General features: G+C 75.7%; 25 protein-coding genes. 9 read left to right on the top strand and 16 right to left on the bottom strand.

Annotated elements, in window-relative coordinates:
* The first annotated feature begins 37 nt into the window (after positions 1 to 37).
* Complete coding sequence (locus ACI790_RS15185; protein ID WP_456570619.1) at positions 38 to 649, top strand: TIGR03085 family metal-binding protein; 612 nt, start codon at positions 38 to 40, stop codon at positions 647 to 649.
* A gap of 19 nt (positions 650 to 668) precedes the next feature.
* On the opposite strand, the gene ilvD is transcribed toward ACI790_RS15185, so the two are convergent.
* Positions 669 to 2,507: a dihydroxy-acid dehydratase gene (gene ilvD, locus ACI790_RS15180; RefSeq protein ID WP_456570618.1), complete on the bottom strand. Its 1,839-nt coding sequence runs from the start codon at positions 2,505 to 2,507 to the stop codon at positions 669 to 671.
* Between the two features lie 78 nt (positions 2,508 to 2,585).
* Here ilvD and ACI790_RS15175 point away from each other — a divergent pair, with 78 nt between their 5' ends.
* Complete coding sequence (locus ACI790_RS15175; RefSeq protein ID WP_456570617.1) at positions 2,586 to 3,416, top strand: helix-turn-helix transcriptional regulator; 831 nt, start codon at positions 2,586 to 2,588, stop codon at positions 3,414 to 3,416.
* Here the strand turns inward: ACI790_RS15175 and hisF are convergent.
* From hisF to ACI790_RS15155, 4 genes are read right to left on the bottom strand one after another with little or no spacing between them, the layout of a single operon-like run.
* A complete protein-coding gene (gene hisF, locus ACI790_RS15170) occupies positions 3,413 to 4,210 on the bottom strand; it encodes an imidazole glycerol phosphate synthase subunit HisF (RefSeq protein ID WP_456570616.1) in 798 nt (265 codons plus the stop codon). The two genes, ACI790_RS15175 and hisF, sit on opposite strands and share 4 nt — an antisense overlap.
* Positions 4,207 to 4,599: a RidA family protein gene (locus tag ACI790_RS15165; protein WP_456570615.1), complete on the bottom strand. Its 393-nt coding sequence runs from the start codon at positions 4,597 to 4,599 to the stop codon at positions 4,207 to 4,209. Before ACI790_RS15165 ends, hisF begins: the two co-directional genes overlap by 4 nt.
* The gene (gene priA / locus ACI790_RS15160) at positions 4,596 to 5,327 is read right to left on the bottom strand and encodes a bifunctional 1-(5-phosphoribosyl)-5-((5-phosphoribosylamino)methylideneamino)imidazole-4-carboxamide isomerase/phosphoribosylanthranilate isomerase PriA (RefSeq protein WP_456570614.1); all 732 of its coding nucleotides are present in this window, start codon (positions 5,325 to 5,327) and stop codon (positions 4,596 to 4,598) included. The genes ACI790_RS15165 and priA overlap by 4 nt, the downstream gene beginning before the upstream one ends.
* Before the next feature lie 38 nt (positions 5,328 to 5,365).
* The gene (locus ACI790_RS15155; RefSeq protein ID WP_456570613.1) at positions 5,366 to 6,208 is read right to left on the bottom strand and encodes a helix-turn-helix domain-containing protein; all 843 of its coding nucleotides are present in this window, start codon (positions 6,206 to 6,208) and stop codon (positions 5,366 to 5,368) included.
* 38 nt (positions 6,209 to 6,246) lie between these two features.
* On the opposite strand from ACI790_RS15155, the gene ACI790_RS15150 reads away from it, so the two are divergent.
* From ACI790_RS15150 to ACI790_RS15135, 4 genes are all read left to right on the top strand, one after another.
* Entirely contained in the window at positions 6,247 to 6,795 is a 549-nt protein-coding gene (locus tag ACI790_RS15150; RefSeq protein ID WP_456570612.1) for a TIGR03086 family metal-binding protein, read from the top strand.
* A 47-nt stretch (positions 6,796 to 6,842) separates the two neighbouring features.
* Positions 6,843 to 7,442 (top strand): nitroreductase family protein, encoded by a 600-nt coding sequence (locus tag ACI790_RS15145; RefSeq protein WP_456570611.1) that lies wholly within the window; start codon positions 6,843 to 6,845, stop codon positions 7,440 to 7,442.
* 73 nt (positions 7,443 to 7,515) lie between these two features.
* Entirely contained in the window at positions 7,516 to 8,763 is a 1,248-nt protein-coding gene (locus tag ACI790_RS15140; protein WP_456570610.1) for a hypothetical protein, read from the top strand.
* A gap of 95 nt (positions 8,764 to 8,858) precedes the next feature.
* A complete protein-coding gene (locus ACI790_RS15135; RefSeq protein ID WP_456570609.1) occupies positions 8,859 to 9,215 on the top strand; it encodes a hypothetical protein in 357 nt (118 codons plus the stop codon).
* A 60-nt stretch (positions 9,216 to 9,275) separates the two neighbouring features.
* On the opposite strand, the gene ACI790_RS15130 is transcribed toward ACI790_RS15135, so the two are convergent.
* From ACI790_RS15130 to ACI790_RS15115, 4 genes are all read right to left on the bottom strand, one after another.
* Positions 9,276 to 9,944, bottom strand: coding sequence for a response regulator transcription factor (locus tag ACI790_RS15130; RefSeq protein ID WP_456570608.1), 669 nt, complete (start codon positions 9,942 to 9,944; stop codon positions 9,276 to 9,278).
* On the bottom strand, positions 9,941 to 11,524 hold the full coding sequence (locus tag ACI790_RS15125; protein ID WP_456570607.1) for an ATP-binding protein: 1,584 nt from the start codon (positions 11,522 to 11,524) through the stop codon (positions 9,941 to 9,943). The genes ACI790_RS15130 and ACI790_RS15125 overlap by 4 nt, the downstream gene beginning before the upstream one ends.
* Positions 11,525 to 11,527: 3 nt before the next feature.
* Positions 11,528 to 11,878: a hypothetical protein gene (locus ACI790_RS15120; protein ID WP_456570606.1), complete on the bottom strand. Its 351-nt coding sequence runs from the start codon at positions 11,876 to 11,878 to the stop codon at positions 11,528 to 11,530.
* A gap of 88 nt (positions 11,879 to 11,966) precedes the next feature.
* Positions 11,967 to 14,315, bottom strand: a complete 2,349-nt coding sequence (locus tag ACI790_RS15115) for a M28 family peptidase (RefSeq protein WP_456570605.1) — start codon at positions 14,313 to 14,315, stop codon at positions 11,967 to 11,969.
* Positions 14,316 to 14,428: 113 nt separating this feature from the next.
* Between ACI790_RS15115 and ACI790_RS15110 the strand changes: the two genes are divergently transcribed.
* A complete protein-coding gene (locus ACI790_RS15110) occupies positions 14,429 to 15,193 on the top strand; it encodes an SDR family NAD(P)-dependent oxidoreductase (RefSeq protein WP_456570604.1) in 765 nt (254 codons plus the stop codon).
* Between the two features lie 9 nt (positions 15,194 to 15,202).
* Here the strand turns inward: ACI790_RS15110 and hisH are convergent, their stop codons facing one another.
* Complete coding sequence (hisH, locus tag ACI790_RS15105) at positions 15,203 to 15,841, bottom strand: imidazole glycerol phosphate synthase subunit HisH (protein ID WP_456570603.1); 639 nt, start codon at positions 15,839 to 15,841, stop codon at positions 15,203 to 15,205.
* Between the two features lie 174 nt (positions 15,842 to 16,015).
* Between hisH and ACI790_RS15100 the strand changes: the two genes are divergently transcribed.
* Complete coding sequence (locus tag ACI790_RS15100) at positions 16,016 to 16,294, top strand: hypothetical protein (RefSeq protein ID WP_456570602.1); 279 nt, start codon at positions 16,016 to 16,018, stop codon at positions 16,292 to 16,294.
* A gap of 42 nt (positions 16,295 to 16,336) precedes the next feature.
* On the opposite strand, the gene ACI790_RS15095 is transcribed toward ACI790_RS15100, so the two are convergent.
* Genes ACI790_RS15095 through hisD form a run of 5 tightly spaced genes read right to left on the bottom strand, consistent with a single transcriptional unit; the run spans position 16,337 to position 20,140 of the window.
* Positions 16,337 to 16,933 carry a nucleotidyltransferase family protein gene (locus ACI790_RS15095; protein WP_456570601.1) on the bottom strand — a complete coding sequence of 199 codons (597 nt, stop codon included), beginning with the start codon at positions 16,931 to 16,933 and terminating at the stop codon, positions 16,337 to 16,339.
* Positions 16,930 to 17,106 (bottom strand): hypothetical protein, encoded by a 177-nt coding sequence (locus tag ACI790_RS15090; protein ID WP_456570600.1) that lies wholly within the window; start codon positions 17,104 to 17,106, stop codon positions 16,930 to 16,932. Before ACI790_RS15090 ends, ACI790_RS15095 begins: the two co-directional genes overlap by 4 nt.
* A gap of 4 nt (positions 17,107 to 17,110) precedes the next feature.
* The gene (gene hisB, locus ACI790_RS15085) at positions 17,111 to 17,707 is read right to left on the bottom strand and encodes an imidazoleglycerol-phosphate dehydratase HisB (RefSeq protein WP_456570599.1); all 597 of its coding nucleotides are present in this window, start codon (positions 17,705 to 17,707) and stop codon (positions 17,111 to 17,113) included.
* Positions 17,708 to 17,711: 4 nt separating this feature from the next.
* Positions 17,712 to 18,824, bottom strand: coding sequence for a histidinol-phosphate transaminase (locus ACI790_RS15080; protein WP_456570598.1), 1,113 nt, complete (start codon positions 18,822 to 18,824; stop codon positions 17,712 to 17,714).
* Positions 18,824 to 20,140, bottom strand: coding sequence for a histidinol dehydrogenase (gene hisD, locus ACI790_RS15075; protein ID WP_456570597.1), 1,317 nt, complete (start codon positions 20,138 to 20,140; stop codon positions 18,824 to 18,826). The genes ACI790_RS15080 and hisD overlap by 1 nt, the downstream gene beginning before the upstream one ends.
* A 131-nt stretch (positions 20,141 to 20,271) precedes the next feature.
* Here hisD and ACI790_RS15070 point away from each other — a divergent pair, with 131 nt between their 5' ends.
* The gene (locus tag ACI790_RS15070; protein ID WP_456570596.1) at positions 20,272 to 21,072 is read left to right on the top strand and encodes an LON peptidase substrate-binding domain-containing protein; all 801 of its coding nucleotides are present in this window, start codon (positions 20,272 to 20,274) and stop codon (positions 21,070 to 21,072) included.
* Between the two features lie 18 nt (positions 21,073 to 21,090).
* Here ACI790_RS15070 and ACI790_RS15065 read toward each other — a convergent pair whose 3' ends face one another.
* Positions 21,091 to 22,275 (bottom strand): PucR family transcriptional regulator, encoded by a 1,185-nt coding sequence (locus ACI790_RS15065; RefSeq protein ID WP_456570595.1) that lies wholly within the window; start codon positions 22,273 to 22,275, stop codon positions 21,091 to 21,093.
* Between the last annotated feature and the right edge of the window lie 23 nt (positions 22,276 to 22,298).

Raw genomic sequence — 22,298 nt, 5'->3', positions numbered from 1 at the left:
GGTTTCGCCGGCGGGGCTTCCTCGGTAACTTCGCGAGGTGAGCGCCTCTTCCCTTCCCCTGCCGGACCGCGAGCGCGCGGCGCTCGCCGATCTGCTGGACGAGCTCGGTCCCGACGCACCGACCTGCTGCGAGGGCTGGACCACCGCCCACCTCGCCGCGCACCTGGCCGTCCGCGACCGACGCCCCGACGCCCTCCCCGGCTACGGCCTGGAGATGCTCCCCGGTGGCGAGCGGCTGGCCTGGTGGTCCCACCGGCTGGAGGACCGGCTGCGCGACTCCACGCCGTACGCCGAGGTGGTCGACCGGGTGCGCAGCGGGCCGCCGTCGTGGTCGCCGATGGCCCTCCCGGCCGCTGCGAAGGCGTTCAACGTCTCGGAGTTCGCCATCCACCACGAGGACGTCCGCCGGGCCCAGGCCGGCTGGGCGCCGCGGGCCCTCCGCCGCGAGGAGCAGGACCAGCTGTGGGCCGGGCTGGCGCTCTACGCGCGCCGCGCCGCCGGCCGCCGCGGCCTGGTGCTGCGCCGCAGCGACGCCGACGGGGCGGAGAAGCGCCTCGGCGCCGGCGGGCGCACGGTCACCGGCGAGCCGCTGGAGCTGATGCTGTGGGCCTCCGGCCGGCGCGACGTCGCCCGCGTCGAGGTCGGCTAGCCAGGCGCCGGTCGCCGGGTCACGGGACGAGCCGGACGGCGCCCTTGTCCGCGGACTGGGCGAAGGCGGCGTAGGCCCGCAGCGCGGTGGACACCGGGCGGCGCCGGTCCCTCGGGCGGTAGCCCCCGGCGGCCTCGACCGCCGCCCGCCGGGCCGCGAGCTCCTCCTCGCCGACCTCCAGCCGGATGCTCCGCCCCGGGACGTCGATGGTGACCGGATCGCCGTCGCGCACCAGGGCGATCACCCCACCCGCCGCCGCCTCCGGGGAGACGTGCCCGATCGACAGGCCGGACGTCCCGCCGGAGAAGCGGCCGTCGGTGACCAGCGCGCAGGCCGCGCCGAGGCCGCGCCCCTTCAGGAACGCGGTCGGGTACAGCATCTCCTGCATGCCCGGTCCGCCCCGCGGCCCCTCGTAGCGGACGACGACGACGTCGCCGGCGCGCACCCGGCCGGTCAGGACGGCGTCGACGGCGTCCTCCTGGGACTCCACGACCACCGCCGGCCCGCGGAAGCGCAGGATCGACTCGTCCACGCCCGCGGTCTTCACGACGCAGCCGTCGACCGACAGGTTGCCGCGGAGCACGGCGAGCCCGCCGTCGGCGGTGTAGGCGTGCGCTCCCGACCGGATGCAGCCGCCCTCGGGGTCGAGGTCGAGGCTCTCCCACCGTTCCGACTGCGAGAAGGCCGTCGCCGACCGCGTGCACCCGGGTGCCGCGGAGAAGAGCTCGACCGCCTCCGGCGTCGCCCGCCCGCCCCGGACGTCCCAGTCGTCGAGCCAGCTGCGCAGGTCGGGGCTGTGCACGGAACGGACGTCGCGGCGCAGCAGGCCGGCCCGGTCCAGCTCGCCGAGAATGGCGGGGATGCCTCCGGCGCGGTGGACGTCCTCGACCAGGTGGACGCCGTTGGGCGCGACCTTCGCCAGGCACGGGGTGGTCCGCGAGATCCGGTCGACGTCGTCGAGCGTGAAGTCCAGCTCGGCCTCGGCGGCCGCGGCCAGCAGGTGCAGGATCGTGTTCGACGAGCCGCCCATGGCGACGTCCACGGCCATGGCGTTCTCGAACGCGGCGCGGCCGGCGATCGCCCGCGGCAGCACCGCGGCGTCGTCCCGGTCGTAGTGGGCGCGGACCAGCTCCATGACCGTGGCCCCGGCCGCCTCGAAGAGGTCGCGGCGGGCGGTGTGGGTGGCCAGCGTGGTCCCGTTGCCCGGCAGCGCGAGCCCCAGCGCCTCGGTCAGGCAGTTCATCGAGTTGGCGGTGAACATGCCCGAGCAGGAGCCGCAGGTCGGGCAGGCGTTCTCCTCGATCCGGGTGAGGTCCGCGTCGGAGACGGAGGAGCTGACCGAGTCGGCGATGGCCGAGACCAGGTTCAGGCCGGTGCGCACGGTGCCGTCCACCAGGGTGGCGGTGCCGCCCTCCATCGGGCCGCCGGAGACGAAGACCGTGGGGATGTCCAGCCGCAGCGCGGCCATGAGCATGCCCGGGGTGATCTTGTCGCAGTTGGAGACGCAGACCAGGGCGTCGGCGCAGTGCGCGGTGACCATGTACTCGACCGAGTCGGCGATCAGGTCGCGCGAGGGTAGCGAGTAGAGCATCCCGCCGTGGCCCATGGCGATGCCGTCGTCGACCGCGATGGTGTTGAACTCCCGGGGCACGCCGCCCGCCGCGGCGACGGCGGCGGCGACGATCCGGCCCACCGGCTGCAGGTGCGTGTGCCCGGGCACGAACTCCGTGAAGCTGTTCGCCACGGCGACGATCGGCTTGCCGATGTCGGCGCCGTCGACACCGGCCGCCCGCAGCAGGGCCCGGGCCCCGGCCATGTTGCGCCCGTGGGTCACCGTTCGCGATCGCAGCTCTGCCATGTCGGGAAGTCAGCCACGCCAGGGCGGCGGCCGGGTAGACGCTCCCGGTGCTGGTAGTGGCGGTACTACGTTCGCGGCGTGACCCAGGAGGCCCGGCGCCGCGAGCTCGGCGCGTTCCTGCGCAGCCGGCGGCAGGTCCTCTCCCGATCGGACTTCGGCCTGCCGGACCCGCCCCGCCGGCGCAACCCCGGCCTGCGGCGGGAGGAGGTCTCGGCCTTCGCCGGGGTGAGCGTCACCTGGTACACGTGGCTGGAGCAGGGGCGCGACATCAACCCCTCCCGGCAGGTGCTGGAGGCCCTCGGCCGCGTGCTGCGCCTGACCAGCCCGGAGCTGCGCTACCTCTTGTCGCTCGGGGGCTTCGCGCCCGGCGCCCCGGACGGTGACGCGCCCGTCCCGGACGCCGCTCCCCCGTCCACCCAGCGGCTGCTGGACAGCCTCTGGTTCCCCGCGTTCGCCGTCGCCGCCGACTGGACGATCGTCGGCTGGAACGCCGCCTACGCCGCCCTCTACGCCCGGATCGACGGCCTCGCGCCCGCCGACCGGAACCTGCTCCGGTTGGTGTTCACCGACCCGCACCTGCGCGAGATGCTCCCCGACTGGGCCGAGGACAGCCGGCACTTCGTCGCCGAGTTCCGTGCCGAGTCCGGTCAGCGGCTCGGCTCTCCGGCGCAGTCGGCGCTCATCGCCCGCCTCGGCGAGGTCAGCCCGGAGTTCCGGGAGCTGTGGCGCGACCTCACGGTCGAGGGCTTCACCTCGCGCCGGCGCACGTTCGTGCACCCCACGGCCGGCACCCTGGAGTTCGAGCAGCACCGGCTGGCGCCGGCCGACCACCCCGACCTGCAGGTGGTGGCCTACGTGCCCGACCGGGGCAGCGGTACGGCCGCCTGGTTCGCGGGCCTGTCGCCCTAGCCCCCGAGCGGGTGGTCGGCCTCGTGCCGCACCGGGACGCCGGCGCCCGCGAGGGCGCCCTTCACGTCGCCGATGCGCAGCACGCCGAAGTGGAAGACGCTCGCGGCCAGGACCGCGTCGGCGCCGGCCGAGACCGCGGGCGGGAAGTGCTCCGCCGCCCCGGCTCCCCCGCTGGCGATCAGCGGCACGGCGACCTCGCGCCGCACCTGGGAGATCAGGTCGGTGTCGAACCCGGCCCGGGTGCCGTCGGCGTCCATCGAGTTCAGCAGGATCTCGCCGGCCCCCAGCTGGGCGGCCCGGATGCACCACTCGACGGCGTCCTGACCGGTGCCGCGGCGCCCGCCGTGGGTGGTGATCTCGAACCCGGACTCGGTCTGCGCGCCGTCCCGGCAGCGGCGGGCGTCCAGCGACAGCACCAGCACCTGGTTGCCGAACCGGTCGGCGATCTCGGCGATCAGCTCGGGCCGGGCCACCGCGGCGGTGTTCACCGCGACCTTGTCCGCGCCCGCGCGCAGCAGCCGGTTCACGTCCTCGGGGCTGCGCACCCCGCCGCCGACGGTCAGCGGGATGAAGACGCTCTCCGCCGTCCGGCTCACCATGTCGTAGGTGGTCGCGCGGTCGCCGGAGCTCGCGGTGATGTCGAGGAAGGTGAGCTCGTCGGCGCCCTCGGCGTCGTAGACCCGGGCCATCTCCACCGGGTCGCCGGCGTCGCGCAGGTCGACGAAGTTGACGCCCTTCACCACCCGGCCGGCGTCGACGTCCAGGCACGGGATGACGCGGACGGCGAGGCTCACGCCGGCACCCCGCGAACCGCGTCGGCCTCGATCTCGACGAGCATCGCCGGATCGATGAGGGCGGCCACCTGCACCATCGTCGTGGCCGGCCGGATGTCGCCGAAGACGTCGCCGTGCGCCCGGCCGACCTCCCGCCAGCGGGAGATGTCGGTGACGAACATCCGGGTGCGGACGACGTCGGCGAGGGTGAACCCGGCGCGCTCCAGCGAGCGCTCGACCGTGGCCAGCGCCTGGCGGGTCTGCGCGGCGGCGTCCCCGGGGTGGGCGACGACGCCGTCGACGGTCGACGTCGTCCCGCTCACCCAGGCGGTGTTCCCGCGGACGACGACCCGGCTGTAGCCGACGACCGCCTCCCACGGCGCCCCGGAGCCGAACCGCAGCACGCTCACGCGAGCTCCTCGGTCAGCCGCAGCGCCTCGGGCAGGGTGAACTGGCCGGCGTAGAGGGCCTTGCCGACGATGGCGCCCTCGACGCCGGTCGCGGCGAGGCCGGCCAGCGCCCGGATGTCGTCCAGCGAGCTGACGCCGCCGGAGGCGATCACCGGGCGCGACGTGGCGGCGCAGACCTCGCGCAGCAGCTCCAGGTTCGGCCCCTTGAGGGTGCCGTCCTTGGTGATGTCGGTGACCACGTAGCGGGCGCAGCCCTCGGCGTCGAGGCGGGCGAGGGTCTCGTAGAGCTCCCCGCCCTCCTTGGTCCAGCCGCGGGCGGCCAGCCGGGTGCCGCGCACGTCGAGGCCGACGGCGATCCGGTCGCCGTGCTCGGCGATGGCCCGGGCGCACCACTCCGGCGACTCCAGCGCCGCCGTCCCGAGGTTCACCCGGCGGCAGCCGGTGGCCAGGGCGGCGGCCAGCGACTCGTCGTCCCGGATGCCGCCGGAGAGCTCCACGTCGACGTCGAGCTCGCCCACGACGCGGGCCAGCAGCTCGCGGTTGCTCCCGCGGCCGAAGGCGGCGTCGAGGTCGACCAGGTGCACCCACTCGGCGCCGTCGCGCTGCCACTGCATCGCGGCCTCGAGGGGGTCGCCGTAGGAGGTCTCGCTCCCGGCCTCCCCCTGCACGAGACGGACGGCCTGGCCGTCGGCGACGTCGACGGCGGGGAGCAGCTGCAGCTTCGGCACGGTGTGCAGCCTAGGGACCGGCGATCCGACGCCCGGCGTCAGCTCCCGGCCGCGTGCCGGGCGGCGAACCGGCCGGGGGTCATGGCGGTCACCCGGGCGAAGTCGCGGGTGAAGTGCGCCTGGTCGGCGTAGCCGAGCACCGCGGCCACCTCGCCGATGCTCGCCGGGGTCCCGCGCAGCCGCTCGGCCGCCTCCTGCAGCCGGCGGCGCTGGATCAGCCACTTCGGGGTCAGCCCGAGGCGGCGGTGCACCAGCCGCTGCAGCGCCCGTTCGGAGAGGCCGAAGCGCTCGCACACCTGCGCGACCCGGACCACCTCGCGGTCGCCCTCGACGAACGCCACCACCTCGTTGACCAGGCGGCCGTCGTCGTCGACCGGCAGGAACGGCCGCAGCGCGTCGCCGAACGCGGCCATCGCCGCGCCGTGCGCCTCCGCGGCGTGCGGGTCCCGCGCCATGGCGGCGCGGACCCGGGCGGTCAGCCGCTCGCCGTCGTTCCCCAGGACCTCGGCGACGTCGACGTGCCGGTCGGTGTACCCGCTCATCGGCCCGCCGGCGACCAGCGCGCCCGCGGCCGGTGCGCACATGACGCCCACCGCCCAGCCGTCGCCGGTCAGCGTCGTCTCCGACAGCCCGGAGACGACGCCGTAGAACCGGGCGTAGTCGGGGGCGACGACCAGCAGCGCCACCGGGTACTGCAGCACCCGTTGCGGCGCCTCCCGGCCCGGGGGCACCGACCAGACCGGGATCCAGAACCGCTGGAGCAGGCCGGCGAACTCGGTCTCGGCGGCGTACCGGTGGATGACGTGCGAGGCGTCGCCGGGCTCCTTGAGGTGCGCGCGCTCGACGTGGTCCATCGCCCCACCGGGGCTGTCGGGTTTCATCAAGACCGAGCCTGCCGCACGCTCCTACGGTGCGGGGCATGTCTTCTCCCGCCGCGAGTTTCGCGTCCGCCGACCGTCCCCTCACCGCGCTGCTCGACGCCGTGCCCCCGGACGGCTGGTCCCGGCCCTCCCCGTGCGAGGGCTGGACCGCCGCCGACGTCGTGGGGCACCTGGTCGAGACCCAGCGGCAGTTCCTCACCACGCACGGCGTCGACCTGGGCGAGGCGCCGGACGTCGCCGCCGATCCGGCCGCCGCCTGGCGCGAGCACGCCGACCGGGTGGCCGGGGCGCTGTCCGACGAGGCCGTGCCCGCCCGGGAGTTCGACGGCTTCTTCGGGCCCACCACGGTCGGCGCCGCCTTCGAGCAGTTCTACGTGTGGGACATGGTCGTGCACCGCTGGGACGTCGCCCGCGCCGTCGGTGCCGACGCCGCCCTCACCGACGAGGAGCTGGACCGGATCGAGACCGGCGCGGACGGCTTCGGCCCCGCCCTGCACATGGACGGCATCTGCCGCCCGGCACTCGACGTGCCCGCGGACGCCGACCGGCGGACGCGGGCGCTGGCCCGGCTCGGCCGGAGCGCCTGACCTCCCGGCGCCGGCCGTGCGGCAGGCTGGGGCCGTGGAGCGCTGCCGTGGAGTTCGCTGACGTCGTCCGCCGTCGCCGCATGGTGCGCGACTACGACGCCGACCGCCCGGTGCCGCCCGAGGTGCGGGAGAGGCTGCTCGAGCACGCCATCCGGGCGCCCTCGGCCGGCTTCAGCCAGGGCTGGGCGTTCCTGGTCCTGGAGTCGCCCGAGGAGCGGGACCGCTTCTGGTCGGCGACCACCTCCGGCGGGCCCCCGGATCCCTGGCTGACCCGCATGCGCCGGGCTCCGCTGCTGATCGTGCCGCTGGCCAACAAGAGCGCCTACCTCGACCGCTACGCGGAGCCGGACAAGGGCTGGACCGACCGGGACGAGGCCCGCTGGCCGGTGCCGTACTGGGACGTCGACGCCGGGATGGCGAGCCTGCTGGTGCTCCTGACGGCGGTCGACGAGGGGCTGGGCGCCTGCTTCTTCGGCATCCCGGCCGAGCGGGTCGACGCCTTCCGGACGGCGTTCGGGGTGCCCCGGGAGTACCGCCCGGTCGGCTGCCTCTCCGTCGGCTACCCGGGCGGCGAGGACCGCCGGTCGCCGTCGCTGCGGCGGGGCCGGCGCGGTGTCGACGAGGTCGTGCACCGCGGCCGCTGGTGAGCGGGCCGGTCCGGTGAGAGCGCCCTCATCCGGCTCTCACGCCCCGCTCACCGCCGCCGCCCAGGCTGGCGAGGTGGACACCGCCCGCTCCGGCCCGGCTCCGGCGCCGCCCTCGTGGCCGCCCTCCCTGCAGCTGCTCCTCGGCGAGCCGGCCGCGGAGCTGTGGACCGCCGTGCTGGGGCCGCTGTCCGGCCGGCTCCGCAGCCTCACGGCCACCTGGGTGACGCTGCGCCCGGACGGCGCCGCGACCGTCCGGCACACCGCCGTCGTCGACTGGGCGGACGGGCGGGCCACCCGGGAGCACCTCGCCGCGACGACCGGGGCGGCGATCCCGCCGGGCGCCGCCGTCGTCGCCGGCGAGGCCGGGGGCGCACCGGTCACCGTGGGGCTCTGGCGCTGGCCGCTGGACCCGGCACTGCCCGGGCTGGCCTGGGCGACCTCGGCGGTCGCCGTCGCGGAGCGACTGGGCTCCTGCGGTATCGACGTCGGCAGCCCGCAGCTGCGGCTGCGCGCCTACCGGCCGGGCCGCCGCGCGGTCGTGGAGGTGACCTCCCCCGCCGGTCGCTGGTTCCTCAAGGTCGTCCGGCCGTCCGCGGCCGCCGAGCTGGCGAGCCGGCACGCCGCGCTCGCGACGGCGGTGCCGGTGCCGCCGGTGCTGGCGGCGACCGGCGACGGCGTCGTCGTGCTCCCCGGCCTGCCGGGCATGCCCATGCGGACGGCCCTGGACGGGCACGCGGCGGAGCTGCCCGACCCGCTGGCCCTCGACGAGCTGCTCGACCGGCTCCCGGCGGTGGCCGCCCGGCCGCGGCGAGCCGCCCCCGGCGACCCGCTCCCCCGCCTGCGGGCGCACGCGACGGTGCTCGGGACGGTGCGGCCTTCCCTGGTTCCCCGGCTGGACCGGCTCACCGCCGCGGTGGGTGCGGCCGCGGGTGAGCACCCCGTGGTCCCGGTCCACGGCGACTTCTACGAGGCGCAGCTGCTCGTGGACGCCGGAGCGGTGGTCGGGCTGCTGGACGTGGACACCGCCGGGCCGGGTGCGCGGATCGACGACTGGGCCACCCTGCTGGGCCACCTGGCACTCCTCGAGCAGCTCGTCGACGAGCCCGCGCCGGTCGCCTCCTACCGGGACCGGGTCACCGGCCTGCTGGCGGGACGCTGGCCCGACGGCCAGCTGGCGGCGCGGGTGGCCGGGGTGCTCGTCGGGCTGGCCACCGGGCCGTTCCGGGTGCAGCAGCCGGACTGGGCCGCGGCGACCGAGGCGAGGGTGGCCCTCGCCGAGGAGTGGGCCGGCTCCTCGATGAGGCGGTTCTCATCCGGATGAGCGCAGGCTCATCGCGGTCTCCCGGAGGCTTCACCGGCGGTGGGGATCGTGGAACTCGACAGCGCACCACCACCGTTCTGCGAGAGGACCTCACCATGAGCAGCACCCCCGCCACCTGGAAGATCGTCACCCTCGGCACCGCGCTCACCGGGCTCGGCGTGGTCGGCGCCGGCATGGCCGCGGCGGACGACGGCGGGTCCGCGACGCAGCCGCCGGCGGCCGTGTCCGTCGCCGCGGACGACAGCCCCGGCGCCTCGCCCGACACCGGCGTCGACGCCTCCGCCGGGACGGCGGACAGCGCCGACGTCCCCACGCCGGACGGCGACAGCCCGGATGTGCACAGCCCGGACACCGACAGCCCCGACGTCGACAGCCCCGACACCGACAGCCCGGACGTCGACAGCCCCGACACCGACAGCCCGGACGTCGACAACCCCGACTCCGACGACTGACCCGTCGGGCGCCGGCGGCCCCGGTCCCCTGGAGGGGGCCGGGGCCGCCGGCTGTCGCGATCAGGGCGCGGTGAGGCGGTAGCCCATGCCGCGCACCGTCTCGATCCGCGCGGCACCGAGCTTCCTGCGGAGGTAGCGCACGTAGACGTCGACGACGTTGGAGCCCGGGTCGAAGTCGTAGCCCCACACCTGGCTGAGCAGCTGCTCCCGGGCGAGCACCTGCCCCGGGTGGCGCAGGAACGTCTCGGCGAGCGCGAACTCCCGTGCCGAGAGGTCGACGGTTCGCCCGTCCACCCCGGCCCGGCGGGTGCGCAGGTCCAGCGAGAGCCCGCCGGCGGTCAGCACCGTGACCGTGCCCTCGCCCTCGCGGGCGCCGGCCAGCCGCAGGCGGACCCGGGCGAGGAGCTCCTCGAAGCGGAACGGCTTGGGCATGTAGTCGTCCGCGCCGCCCTCGAGCCCGGCGACGGTGTCCTGCACGCTGTCCCGTGCGGTCAGGACGATGACCGGCACCGCGCAGCGCTCCGCCCGCAGCGCGCGCAGGACGGCGAACCCGTCCAGCACCGGCAGCCCGATGTCGAGGACCACGAGGTCGAACTCGCCGCTGCGGGCGCGGTCCAGCGCGGACAGCCCGTCGCCGACCACGCCCGTGACGAAGCCGTTGGCCCGCAGGCCCTTCTCGACGAACGCGGCGATCCGCGGCTCGTCCTCGGCGATCAGCACCCGGCTCACCGGGGACCTCCCTCGGTCGGAACGGACGGCGCGCCGGCCACCAGCGGCGGCGTCGCGAGCGAGTCGTCGACGGTGCCCTCCGGGCCGGCGGACAGGTCGGCGGGCCCGGCGTCGCGCGGCGGCGCCGGGCGGGCGGGCAGGAGGAGGGTGAAGGTCGCCCCCTCGCCCGGGCGGCTGTGCAGCTCGACGGAGCCGCCGTGGGCCGCCGCGATCGCCTGGACGATGGACAGGCCGAGGCCCGCACCCTCGCTGCGCCGGGCACCGGAACCGCCGCGGGCGAACCGTTCGAAGACCCGCTGCTGGTCGGCGAGCGGGATCCCCGGGCCGGTGTCGTCGACCCACACCAGCAGCTGGTCGCCGCTGAGCCGGGTGCCGAGCACGATGCGGTCCCCGGGCCCGGTGTGCTGGACGGCGTTGTCCGCCAGCGCGACGACGGCCTGGGTGAGCCGCTGCGGATCGAGCAGCAGGTCGACGCGGGCGACGGCGCCGAGCTGCCAGTCCCGGTCGCCGAGCCGCCGCACCTTGCCGAACACCTCGATGGTCAGCTCCGCGACGTCCGCCGGCTGCAGGCGGACGAACTCCGGCTGCTCGGCGCGGGCCAGCAGCAGCAGCTCGGACACCATGCGGTTCATCCGCTCCAGCTCGTCGTCGACGAGGGCGACCGTCTGGCGGACGTCCTCGGGGTCGCCCGGATCGAGCACCTCGAGGTGGCCGCGCACGATGGTGATCGGCGTGCGCAGCTCGTGGCCGGCGTCGTCGAGGAACCGGCGCTGGGCGGCCACGCCGCCCTCCACCCGGTCCAGCATGGCGTTCACCGAGACGGCGAGCTCGGCCAGCTCGTCACCCGGCCGGCCGGCCACGTTGATGCGTCCGGACAGGTCCGTCTCGGTGATGCCCTGCGCCGTGGTGGCGACGTCCCGCACCGGCTGCAGGATGCGCCCGGCGACGACCCAGGCGCCGGCAGCGGCCAGCAGCACGGTGCCCGCCCCGACGGCGAGCATCAACCGGGCGGTGTCGTCGGCGGCCTGGCGCTCCTGGTCGGCGAAGTAGGCGACGACGGCCACGCCGGTCGACGGATCGCCGTCCAGGGTCACGGGGACGGCGACGTACCTGACCTCCCCCGCGCCGCTGTCGTAGCTGTCCGCCACCGGCTCCGTCACCGACCCGACGAGCCGCGTGAACTCGGCGTCCTGGCTGAGCAGCACCGGGGCCTCGATGCGGCTCTGGAAGCGGTACTCACCGTCGACGTAGCCGAGGAACTTCTCGTTCGGGCGGGCCAGGTTGTAGGTGATGATCGTCCGCAGCACGTCGGCGACCGAGGCGAAGGGCTCACCCGTCTCGGGATCGACGTTCGCCTCGGCGATCTGCCGGAACTCGGTGATCTCGGCACGCAGGGCGGCGTCCATCCGCTCGTCGATCGAGCGCACGAGCAGCCGCCAGGTGACCAGGGTGAGCAGCGCGATCGCGAGCAGGACGAGCAGCAGGACCCAGCCGATGATCCGCGTCCGTGCGGCCCGGGGCACCAGCCGGTGCCCGAGGCCATGGGGCCACCCGGTCGTCGTGCGCTGCTCGCCGCTCACTGCTCAGTCGTCATCGTCGTCGTCATCGTCGTCGTCATCGGGGCCGTCGTCATCGTCATCGTCGTCGTCGGGCAGGGGCGGCGGTGGCACGACGTCAGTGGCCGGCGGGGGCACCGGCGGGGGGCCGCCCGTCCCCCGGGGCGACGGCGTCGCCGGCTCGGCCGGGGCCGGCACGTCGCCCGGGGCCGGCACGTCGGTCGGCCCGGGCACGTCGGTCGGCGCCGGCACGTCGATCGGCGCAGGCGCCGGTCGTCCTCCCGTCCCTGCTGAGCCCAGCAGCGACCACGCCACGCCGCCCGCGAGCAGGACGGCGACGAGGCCGACCAGCACCGTGACGGCGGGACGAGGGGGCACGGGGCCAGCCTCTCCCGCCCCGGTGGCAGGCGGGTGAGAGATGCATGAGAGGACTCTCATGCCGCCGGGCACATCCGGCCAGTGGCGGTCAGCCCAGCTCGGTGACCGCCGTGACCAGCAGCAGGTCCGACCCGTGCGCGCCGGCGACGTCCACGCCCTCGGGGCGGGGCTCGTGGCCCGGCAGGCCGGCGAGCCCGTCGCTGCCGTCGGTCGCCCGCAGCGACACCGCGCCGTCGCCGGTCACCGCGACGCTCACCGGCAGCCCGTCGGCCGGCGGTGCGTGGAAGGTGATCCGCAGGTGGTCGCTCCCGAGCGCCGCGTCGGGGACCGCCCGGCCGGCCACCCGGGCGCCGATCACCGAGCCGCCGTCGACGGCCAGGTCGAGGTGGACCAGCCGGACGCCCGCCCGCTGCGGGGTCACCCGCAGCGTGAGCTCCCGCCGGTCGCCGCGCACCTCGTCGGAGACGACGGAGACGTCGGGCGCCGGCAGGTCGGCGGCCTCGGCCGGCCCGGTGAGCACCGGCCGCCCGGCGAGGTACGGGTAGTCCGCGCCCAGGTCGCCGGGCCCGTCCACGAAGCGGTCGGTGTACCCGGTCGGCGCCGTCTCGGTGCTCACCCAGCGGGCCCGGTCCGCGTCGGTGTCCAGCAGGTAGGCCAGCCGGGTCGGCACCGGGTGGTCGGCGTCGAACCGGTCGACGACCAGCCCGGCCGCCACGCACATCCCGGCGGCCACCAGCGCGGTGACCGGCACCGCCGCGGAGGCCAGCCGGCGCCGGGCCTGCCCGGGTACCGGGGCGGGATCGGGGAAGAGGAGCTCCAGGGCCGGGAGCGCGACGACCGCGGCCAGCGCCACCACCAGCGACGGCGCCGCCGCCGACGACATCCCCAGCGCGGGGAAGAACAGCGCGGCCGTGGGCGCCAGCACGAGCACCGCGACGGCGCCGGTCACGAGCGCGGCGCCGACGCGCACCGCCCGGCCGGGCGCCAGGACGGCGACCGTCCCGGCGAGCGCCCCGGTCAGCGCCGGCACCGCCGCCAGGTACGAGCCACCGGGTGCCACCGCGGCGAGCACCGCGGCCAGCACCGCCACCCAGACCAGCGCGCCGGTGGCCAGCGCGGCCGGGCCCACCCGGCGGCGCAGCAGCGCGTACCAGAGCAGCACCACGGCCAGCACCACCGCGACGGCGGCCAGCCGGAACAGGCCCGGCCGCCAGGGGTCCAGCATCGTGGCGTACTCGGGGCGCACCGCGACCAGGGCCCGCCACAGGCCCTGGGCCGCCAGCGGCGCGAGCGCCAGCGGCAGGAGGGCGAGGGCCGTCGCGGCCGCCGTCCGCCGCAGCGGGATCCCGCCGCGCCGCCGCAGCACCGCCACGTTGCCCGCCACGGCGACCAGCGCCGCACCGGCCAGCGGCCACACCAGCCAGCCCGGGTACCGCACCAGCAGGCCGGGCAGCGGGAAGTAGGTCGCGTCGCCGCCGCCCGCCTCGGTCAGGACGCCGAGGTCCCGGTTCCCCAGCTCGCGGGTCAGCGCCAGCGCGTTGTCGCCCAGGGCCTGCAGCGTGCCGCGGTCCAGCCGCTCGGGGGTGTCCTGCGGCGAGTGGTAGGCGGCGGCCCCGTCGATGAAGGCGGTGTTCATGCCGGTGAAGTCGCCGTCCGCCAGCAGGACGCTGAAGTCGGTGTCGTTGGGCAGCGCGCGGTAGACCTCGACGGCGAAGCTGCTGGCCACCGGGTGCACCGCGGCGTCGGCGAAGACCTCGGCGAGGCCGGCGTTGCCCAGCGAGGTCTCGAACATGATCGGCGGGCCGCCGGTGCCGCGGGCCTCGAAGTTCAGCACCACTCCCCCGCCGGCCAGCGGGTGCGAGGCGGCGAAGGCCTCGGCGCCGCAGAGGCAGGCCTCCTCGGCGTCGGTGAGCACCACGACGACGTCGTTGCGCAGCGGCGGGCCCTCCGTCAGCGCGCGCACCGACTCCAGCAGCGCCGCGACCCCGGCCGCGTCGTCGGCGGCCCCGGGGCCGGCCTCGGCCGAGTCGTGGTGGGCCATCAGGTAGAGCCGGCCGGTGGGATCGGTGCCGGGCAGCACGGCGACGACGTTGCGCGCGCGGGCCATGCGGGCCTCGCCCGCCCCGCCGCTGCGCGCCCCGACGGCGTTCTGCACCCGGGTGTCGAGACCCAGCCCGCTGAGCGTGGCCACCAGGTGGTCGACGACCCGGTCGTTCTCCGGGCTGCCGGCGACGTGCACCTCGGCCGCGACCTCCGCCACGTGGGGGAACGCGCGGGCGGCGCTGAACTCCGTGGCGGGGGCGTCGGCCGGCCGCGGGTCCGGCGGCCGCAACCCGGCCACCGACCAGCCGGCGAGGAGGAGCAGCAGCGCGACGACCGCGAGGCCGGCGGCACGGCCGGGCCGCCGGCCGGTTCGAGACGTTCGCTCGGCGGGCACGCCGACCTCCTGGGCAGCACCGGAACGGGACCCGGGAACCCTAGGCGGCGATCGGGGCCCGGCCGGGCAGGCGCGGCCCGCGGCCCGTCGGTCCCGGCTGGTTGACTCCCCGCGTGGCCGACTCCAGCGACTCCCGCGCCGTCCTCGTGACCGGTGCCTCCCGCGGCATCGGGCGGGCGATCGCCGCCGCCTTCGCCGCCCGGGGCGACCGGGTGGCCGTGCACTCCGGCAGCTCCCGGGAGGCGGCCGAGCGGGTGGCCGCCGAGCTCCCCGGGCAGGGGCACGTGGTGGTGCAGGCCGACGTGGCCGACCCCGAGGCCGTCGGGGCGATGGTCGACGAGGCGGCGGCCGCGCTCGGGCAGCTCCAGGTGCTGGTGAACAACGCCGGGGTCTTCATGCCGCACCCACCGCTGGAGACCACGTGGGACGACTGGCAGGCCGTCGTGACGCGCACCCTGCAGGTGAACCTGGTCGGCGCCATGCACGCCACGTTTCGGGCGGTGCCCCACCTGGTGGCGGCCGGCGGCGGCGCGGTGGTGAACGTGACCAGCCGCGGCGCGTTCCGCGGTGAGCCGACCACCCCCGCCTACGGCGCGGCCAAGGCCGGGCTCAACGCCTTCGGGCAGTCGATGGCCCAGGCGCTGGCGCCGCACGGGATCACCGTGGGCAGCGTCGCGCCGGGGTTCGTGCAGACGGAGATGGCTCGGGAGATCCTCGACGGCCCCGGCGGCGACGCGGTCCGGGCGCAGTCGCCCTACGGCCGGGTGGCCCGCCCGGACGAGGTGGCCGCGGCCGTGCTGTGGCTGGCGTCGCCGGAGGCCCGCTTCTCCACCGGCACGATCATCGACGTCAACGGGGCCAGCTACCTGCGCAGCTGAGCCCGGCCCTCAGTCGAGGGTGCCGAGCCAGTTGGTCAGCAGCTGGGCGCCGGCGTCGCCGCTCTTCTCCGGGTGGAACTGCGTCGCCGAGAGCGGCCCGTTCTCCACCCCGGCGACGAACCGGTCGCCGTGCTCGGCCCAGGTCACCTTCGGGGGTGCGAGCCGCGACGGCGCGCCGTCCTGGGCCAGAGGGAAGTTCCGGACCCCGTAGGAGTGCACGAAGTAGAAGCGCTCGCCCTCGAGGCCGTCGAAGAGCACGCTCTCCCGGGGCGCCTGGACGGTGTTCCAGCCCATGTGCGGGAGCACGGGCGCCTGCAGCGGCTCCACGACCCCGGGCCACTCGCCGCAGCCCTCGGCGTCCACGCCGTGCTCGACGCCGCGCTCGAAGAGGATCTGCATGCCGACGCAGATGCCGAGCACCGGGCGGCCACCGGCGAGGCGGCGGCCGATGATCCGGCGGCCCTGGACGGCGTCCAGCCCGGTCATGCAGGCGGCGAACGCACCCACGCCGGGGACGACGAGCCCGTCGGCGTCCAGCGCCGTCTGGAAGTCGGCGGTGACCGTCACGTCGGCCCCCACCCGCTGGAGCGCGCGCTCGGCCGACCGCAGGTTGCCCGAGCCGTAGTCGAGGACCGCCACCTTCTTCACGCCTGCCACGCTACCGACCAGCACGGGAGCGACCGGAAGTGTTCCCGGCGGCGGCGGCCGGCAGCCGAGCCGGCCGAGGGCAGCCGCCGGGCGTCCACCCAGCCACCACGGGAGGGCCACTCAGGACACCTTCTTCCGGGCGACAGTGGCCACCCAGGGGCTACCGTCCCTCCGATGAGCTTGACCATCGTCATGGTCGCGGACATCCCGAGTGGAGCCGACGCGGGCTTCCAGGCGTACGAGTCCGCAGTTCTGCCCCTGCTCACGCGTCACGGCGGTCGCCTCGAACGACGCCTGCGAACTGGCGACGCGCTCACGGAGGTCCACATCGTCTCCTTCGTGTCGCAGGACGGCTTCGAGTCCTACCTGGCCGACGAAGAGCGGCAGTCGCACAAGGGGCTGCTGGACGGCCTCGGCGTCACCCAGCGCGTGCTTCTCGTCGACGACGTGTAGGTCCCGTTGCACGCGCGCGCGGCGGACCGGGACGGCGGATGCTCAGCGGCCGGCGTCCGGCCCGTCGGGCCACGGCAGGACCGTGAGCTCGGGCCACTCCCCCACCCAGCGCGCGGCCTTGGCCTCGTAGACGTGCCGGGGCGCCAGCCGCGGGTTGGGCCGCACCACCAGCGCGAAGAGGTCGTCGTAGCCGTGCGGTGCGTAGACCTCGACCGCGCCGGCGTCGTCCACCCGGATCCCGTAGCAGCAGCAGACCGCCGCGAAGTGGTCGATGGCGTCGGCGCAGTCCCGGAACGGCACGGCCGGCGCGCCGAACCTCAGCTCGTACCAGAGGTGCACCCGGGCCTCGTTGCGGATCTCGACCGGCACCGGCAGGTCGGCGAACAGCTCCGCGCCCGCCCGGATCACCGCGTCCTCGGCCCCCCACGAGGTGTCGGGGTCGAAGTAGAAGAAGTCGGCGTCGCGGATGCCGGTGCCGGGTGGACGGCCGGTCAGGCCGTTCCACACCGTCTGGAACAGCACCCCGGCGGTCAGCCACCAGTCGGCCAGGCCCAGGGCGGGGGCGCGCTCGAGCACCGCCCGCACCGTGGGGTCGGCGGTGACCAGCTCGAGGAAGCGCTCCTCGTCCGCTCGGCTCACACCAGCCGGAGGATCCCCGAGGCCGTCGCCAGCACCGCCGCGAACAGCAGGATCGCGGCGAAGACGGTCTGCGGTCCGGTGCGCCCGGCGGTGTCGGAGTCCGCCCGCCAGATGCTCCAGGCGCCGCCGAGGAGGAACCCGCCGAGCACGACGAGGATCAGGCCGAAGTCCACCGGGTTACAGGGCGCCCTTGGTGGAGGGCACGTCGGTCACCCGCGGGTCCAGGGCGACGGCGGTGCGCAGCGCCCGCGCCAGCGCCTTGAACTGCCCCTCGACGATGTGGTGGGCGTCCCGGCCGGCGTAGAGCACCCGGACGTGCAGGCTGATCCGCGCGTTGAACGCGAAGGACTCCAGCACGTGCTTGGTCAGGCTGGTCGGGTAGTCCGGCCCGATCATCGGGGTCATGTTCTCGGGCTCGGCGTGCACGAAGTACGGCCGGCCGGAGAGGTCCACCGCCGCCTGGGCAAGCACCTCGTCCATGGGGATCGTCGCGTCGCCGTAGCGGGTGATGCCGCGCTTGTCGCCGAGCGCCTGGGCGAACGCCTGGCCCAGGGCGATGGCGACGTCCTCCACCGTGTGGTGGGCGTCGATGTGCAGGTCGCCGTCGGCCCGCACGGTCAGGTCGATGCCGCTGTGCTTGGACAGCGCCGTCAGCATGTGGTCGTAGAAGCCCACGCCGGTGCTGATCGAGCTGGTGCCGGTGCCGTCGAGGTCGAGCTCGACCACGAGCTTGGTCTCGTTGGTCTGTCGCTCGACGCGTGCGGTGCGGGTCATGCGGTCAGTCTCCCAGAGTCGTGCGGTGGTCCGGCGCGATCTCACCCAGCGCGGTGAGGAAGGCGTCGGTCTCCTCGGCGGTGCCGGCGGTGACGCGGAGCCAGCCGGGCAGCCCGACGTCGCGCACCAGCACCCCGCGGTCGAGCAGCGCCTGCCAGGCCTTCGCCTGGTCCGCGAAGTGCCCGAACAGGACGAAGTTGGCGTCACTGGGCACGCTGGTCAGCCCGAGGCCGGGCAGCGCCGCGACGATCCGGTCGCGCTGCGCCTTCACCGCGTCGACGGTCGCCAGCAGTGCGTCGGTGTGCGCCAGGGCCGTGCGTGCGGCGGCCTGGGTGAGCGAGCTGAGGTGGTACGGCAGCCGGACCAGCTGCAGCGCGTCGACGACGGCGGCGTCCGCGGCGAGGTAGCCCAGCCGCAGGCCCGCCATCCCGAAGGCCTTGCTCATCGTCCGGCTGACGATCAGCCGGGGCCGGCCCGGCAGCAGGGTGAGCGCCGACGGCGTGCCGGTCCGGGCGAACTCGGCGTACGCCTCGTCGACGACGAGCACCCCGTCGGTCGCCTCGTACAGCGCGGCCACCGTGTCCAGGTCGACCGCGGTCCCGGTCGGGTTGTTCGGGCTGGTCACGAAGGTGGCACCGGGCCGGACCTCCCGCACCTGCGCCACCGCGGCCGCGGCGTCGATGGTGAAGTCGGCGGCCCGGTGGCCGTCGACCCACGCCGTGCCGGTGCCCGCCGCGATGATCGGGTGCATCGAGTACGAGGGGGTGAAGCCCAGCGCCGTGCGCCCGGCACCGCCGAAGGCCTGCAGGATCTGCTGGAGCACCTCGTTGGAGCCGTTGGCCGCCCACACCTGCCGGGCACCGACGGGCTGCCCGCCGGTGCGCGTCAGGTAGGCGGCGAGGTCGGTCCGCAGCGCGACGGCGTCGCGGTCGGGGTACCGGTTGAGCTCCAGGGCCGCGGAGCCGAGCGCCGCCCCGAGGTCGGCGAGCAGCTCGGCCGGCAGCGGGTGCGGGTTCTCGTTGGTGTTGAGCCGGTGGGTCGCCGGCACCTGCGGAGCGCCGTAGGGCGTGCGACCGCGCAGCTCCGGCCGCAGCGGGAGCTCGTCGAGGCCGGCCATCAGCCGCTCTGCCGCGCGGTCTGCCGGATGCGGACGGCGGCGGCGTGCGCCGGCAGGTCCTCGGCGCCGGCGAGGGCGTCGACGTGCCGGGCGACGTCGGCGAGCGCCTGCTCGTCGTACTCGACCAGGTGGATCCCGCGCAGGAACGACTGCACGGACAGCCCGCTGGAGTGCCGGGCGCACCCGCCGGTGGGCAGCACGTGGTTCGACCCGGCGATGTAGTCGCCCAGGGAGACCGGCGACCAGGCGCCGACGAAGATCGCGCCCGCGTTGCGCACCCGCAGCGCCACCTCGCGGGCATCCCGGGTCTGGATCTCCAGGTGCTCGGCGGCGTAGGCGTCCACCACGCGCAGGCCGGCGGCCAGGTCGTCGACCAGCACGATGCCGGACTGGGTGCCGTCCAGCGCGGTGGTGATCCGGTCGGAGTGCTTGGTGGCCGCCACCTGCGCGGGCACCAGCGCCAGGACGGCGTCGGCCAGCGCCTCGCTGTCGGTCACCAGCACCGCACCGGCCAGCGGGTCGTGCTCGGCCTGGCTGATCAGGTCCGCGGCGACGTGCGCCGGGTCGGCGGTGTCGTCGGCGAGGATCGCCACCTCGGTGGGGCCCGCCTCGGAGTCGATGCCGATGAGCCCGCGCAGCAGCCGCTTCGCGGCGGTGACGTAGACGTTGCCCGGCCCGGTGACCATGTCGACGGGCTCGCAGGACCCGGCGCCGTAGCCGAAGACGGCGATCGCCTGGGCGCCGCCGACGGCGTACACCTCGGTGACCCCGAGCAGCGCGCACGCGGCGAGCACCCCCGGGTCCGGCAGCCCGCCGTGGTCGCGCTGCGGCGGGGAGGCGACGGCGATCGACTCGACACCGGCGATCTGCGCGGGCACCACGTTCATCACGACGCTGGACAGCAGCGGGGCGAGCCCGCCGGGCACGTACAGCCCCACGCGGCGGACCGGCAACCAGCGCTCGGTGACGGTCCCGCCGGCGACCACCTGGGTGGTCACGTCGGTGCGCCGCTGGTCGGCGTGCACCTGCCGGACCCGGGAGATCGCCTCCTCCAGCGCCTCGCGCAGCGTCGGGTCGCACTCGGCCAGCGCCCGGTCCAGCGCCTCCTGCGGCACGGCGAAGTCCTCGGCGTCCACCCCGTCGAGCCGGGCGGTGATCTCCCGCACCGCGTGGGCACCCCGGATCCGCACGTCCTCGCACAGCGGCCGGACGGTGGCCAGCACCGAGTCGATGTCGGTGGCGGCCCGCGGCAGCAGGCCGGCGAGTTCCCGGACGCCGGGCAGCGCGGATCCGCGCAGGTCGATGCGGGCGAGCACGGGTGCCTCCGGATGGGTGGGCGGAACAGTCACCGGCGTCGGGCGACGGGGTCTCCAGGGTAGCCAGCGGCCCGGACCGCACCCGGGGCGCCCGGGCGGGCAGCGGGCAGGCGACCCGTAGGCTTGCCCGGATGGGTGAGCTGATCCCGCTGTTCCCGCTGGGACGGCCGCTGTTCCCCGGTGTCGTGCTGCCCCTGCAGATCTTCGAGCCCCGGTACCGCCGGCTGATGCGCGACCTGATGGACCTGCCCGAGCACGGGGACCGCCGGTTCTTCGGCGTCGTGGCGATCCGGCAGGGCTGGGAGGTCGAGCACGTGTCCCCGGCGGCCGCCCTCTACGACGTCGGGTGCACCGCCCGCCTGCAGCGGGTGCAGCCGCAGGCCGACGGCGGCTTCCGGATCGTGACGGTGGGCGGCGAGCGGTTCCGCCTGCTCGACGTCGTCGTCGGGGACGATCCGCCCTACCTCCAGGCCGAGGTGGAGTGGCTCGCCGAGGAGGAGGCCGCCGAGGAGGCCGCCGGCGACGCCGAGGCCGTCACCGACGGCTCCGGCCTGCTGGCTCCCCCCACCGACGAGGTGGCCACCTCGGTCGCCCGTGGATCGCTGGACCTGCTCGCCCGCGGGGTGGGTGACCTGTTCACCCGCTACGTGTCGGAGGTGTCGGCGCTGGGCGCCGGCGCCCACGGCGACGGCGCGGAGGCGGCCGTGCGGCTCGCCGCCGCGGCCGACGACCCGACGGCGCTGTCGTGGCTGGTCGCGTCGTCGGCGCTGCTCACCACGGAGGACCGGCAGGCCCTCCTGGCGGAGTCGGCCACCCGGCGACGGCTGGCCGCGGAGTCCCGCCTGCTGCGCCGGGAGCTGACGCTGCTGCAGACCCTCGGCGCCGTGCCGGCGCCGCTGCAGCAGTTCGCCAGCCCGATGACGGTGAACTGACCCGCCGGGAACGGGCGGTCAGCGGGGACCGGGGGCGGTGAGGACCGCGGAACCGAGGAAATGGCAGGCGTTCAGGGCGACGGCCAGGTCCACCCGGTGCGACCGGGCAGCGGGGTCCCGGAGCTCCAGGGCCCGGGAGACGCGGTACTTCACCGTGTTGCGGTGCAGCCGCATGATCTCGGCCGTCTCGGTGTAGCTCTCCCCGGCGAGGTAGAAGATCCGGAGGGTGTCCCGCAGCACGCGGGACGCATCGTTGTCCAGGGCGAGCTGCCCGAGGACCTCGGAGATCCAGACCCGGGCCGAGTCCAGGTCCGCGGCCAGCATCGACGTGATGGCGACCCCTTCGTCCCCGAAGCCCACCACCGGCACGGGTGCGCCCGACGCCGTCGCGACGCGGCGCGCGGCCTGCGCCTGGACGTGCGTCCGCCGGAAACCGGCCACACCGGGAGCGGTCAGCCCGAGGGTGACCCGGCACGTCCGCGCCTGCTCCACCTGCCGGTGGATCCGTGCCGTGTCCACCTCGGCCGGGCGGGCCGCGAACGGCAGCCACGCCCAGGCCGTCTCCCGGTCGACCGCCGTCACCAGCGGCGCTCCGGAGCAGCCCGCGCCGGCGGCCACCTTGGACACCACCGAGGTGAGCAACCGGAGCTCGTCGGGAGCCGGGGTGGCGTCCACGGACCAGATGATCAGCCCCAGGTGGTGGGCGGCGAGCCGGTACCCCGTCTCCCGCTCGAAGTGGGCGGGAGCCACGTTCCGCCCGCCCAGGACGTCGTGGATCAGTGCCGCGCGGACCGTGCCCTGGGTGCTCAGCCAGCGCTCGCGTTCCTTCTCGTAGGCCTCGAACACGTACTGCGAGATCCAGTCGATGTACCGCCCGACCACCGTGGCCATGTGGTGCAGGACCTGGAACTTCTCCTCCGCCGTGCAGTCCAGCGCCTGCACGTCGGGGAAGATCTGCTCGATGAAGTCGTCCTTGCCCACGCTGTAGGCGCGCACCAGGGAGTTGGCCGGGATCTCGCGCTGGGCCAGCCGCAGCGCGTACTCCACGGCGGCCGTCGTGGGCTGCAGGTGCTCGATCGGGATGTGGTTGGTGAGGATGTGCGTGAGCGTCTTGGTGTTCGCGTCCACGCTCGCCCGGAGCAGCTCGAGGAACTGCGGGTCGACGTCGAGGGACCGGATGTGCCTGGCGATGAGATCGCTCATGTCCCGGGCTATCTGCGGCTGAC

The organism is Blastococcus sp. SYSU DS0539 (assembly GCF_054050855.1).
This window is presented reverse-complemented; position numbering and strand designations above follow the sequence as displayed.

Excerpts from the sequence above, each read along its gene's own strand:
- ACI790_RS15100 (WP_456570602.1), top strand. The coding sequence starts at position 16,016 with ATGAGCTTGACCATCGTCATGGTCGCGGACATCCCGAGTGGAGCCGAC.
- ilvD (WP_456570618.1), bottom strand. The coding sequence starts at position 2,507 with ATGGCAGAGCTGCGATCGCGAACGGTGACCCACGGGCGCAACATGGCC.
- ACI790_RS15065 (WP_456570595.1), bottom strand. The coding sequence starts at position 22,275 with ATGAGCGATCTCATCGCCAGGCACATCCGGTCCCTCGACGTCGACCCG.
- ACI790_RS15135 (WP_456570609.1), top strand. The coding sequence starts at position 8,859 with ATGAGCAGCACCCCCGCCACCTGGAAGATCGTCACCCTCGGCACCGCG.
- ACI790_RS15150 (WP_456570612.1), top strand. The coding sequence starts at position 6,247 with ATGTCTTCTCCCGCCGCGAGTTTCGCGTCCGCCGACCGTCCCCTCACC.
- ACI790_RS15070 (WP_456570596.1), top strand. The coding sequence starts at position 20,272 with ATGGGTGAGCTGATCCCGCTGTTCCCGCTGGGACGGCCGCTGTTCCCC.
- hisB (WP_456570599.1), bottom strand. The coding sequence starts at position 17,707 with ATGACCCGCACCGCACGCGTCGAGCGACAGACCAACGAGACCAAGCTC.
- ACI790_RS15155 (WP_456570613.1), bottom strand. The coding sequence starts at position 6,208 with ATGAAACCCGACAGCCCCGGTGGGGCGATGGACCACGTCGAGCGCGCG.
- ACI790_RS15080 (WP_456570598.1), bottom strand. The coding sequence starts at position 18,824 with ATGGCCGGCCTCGACGAGCTCCCGCTGCGGCCGGAGCTGCGCGGTCGC.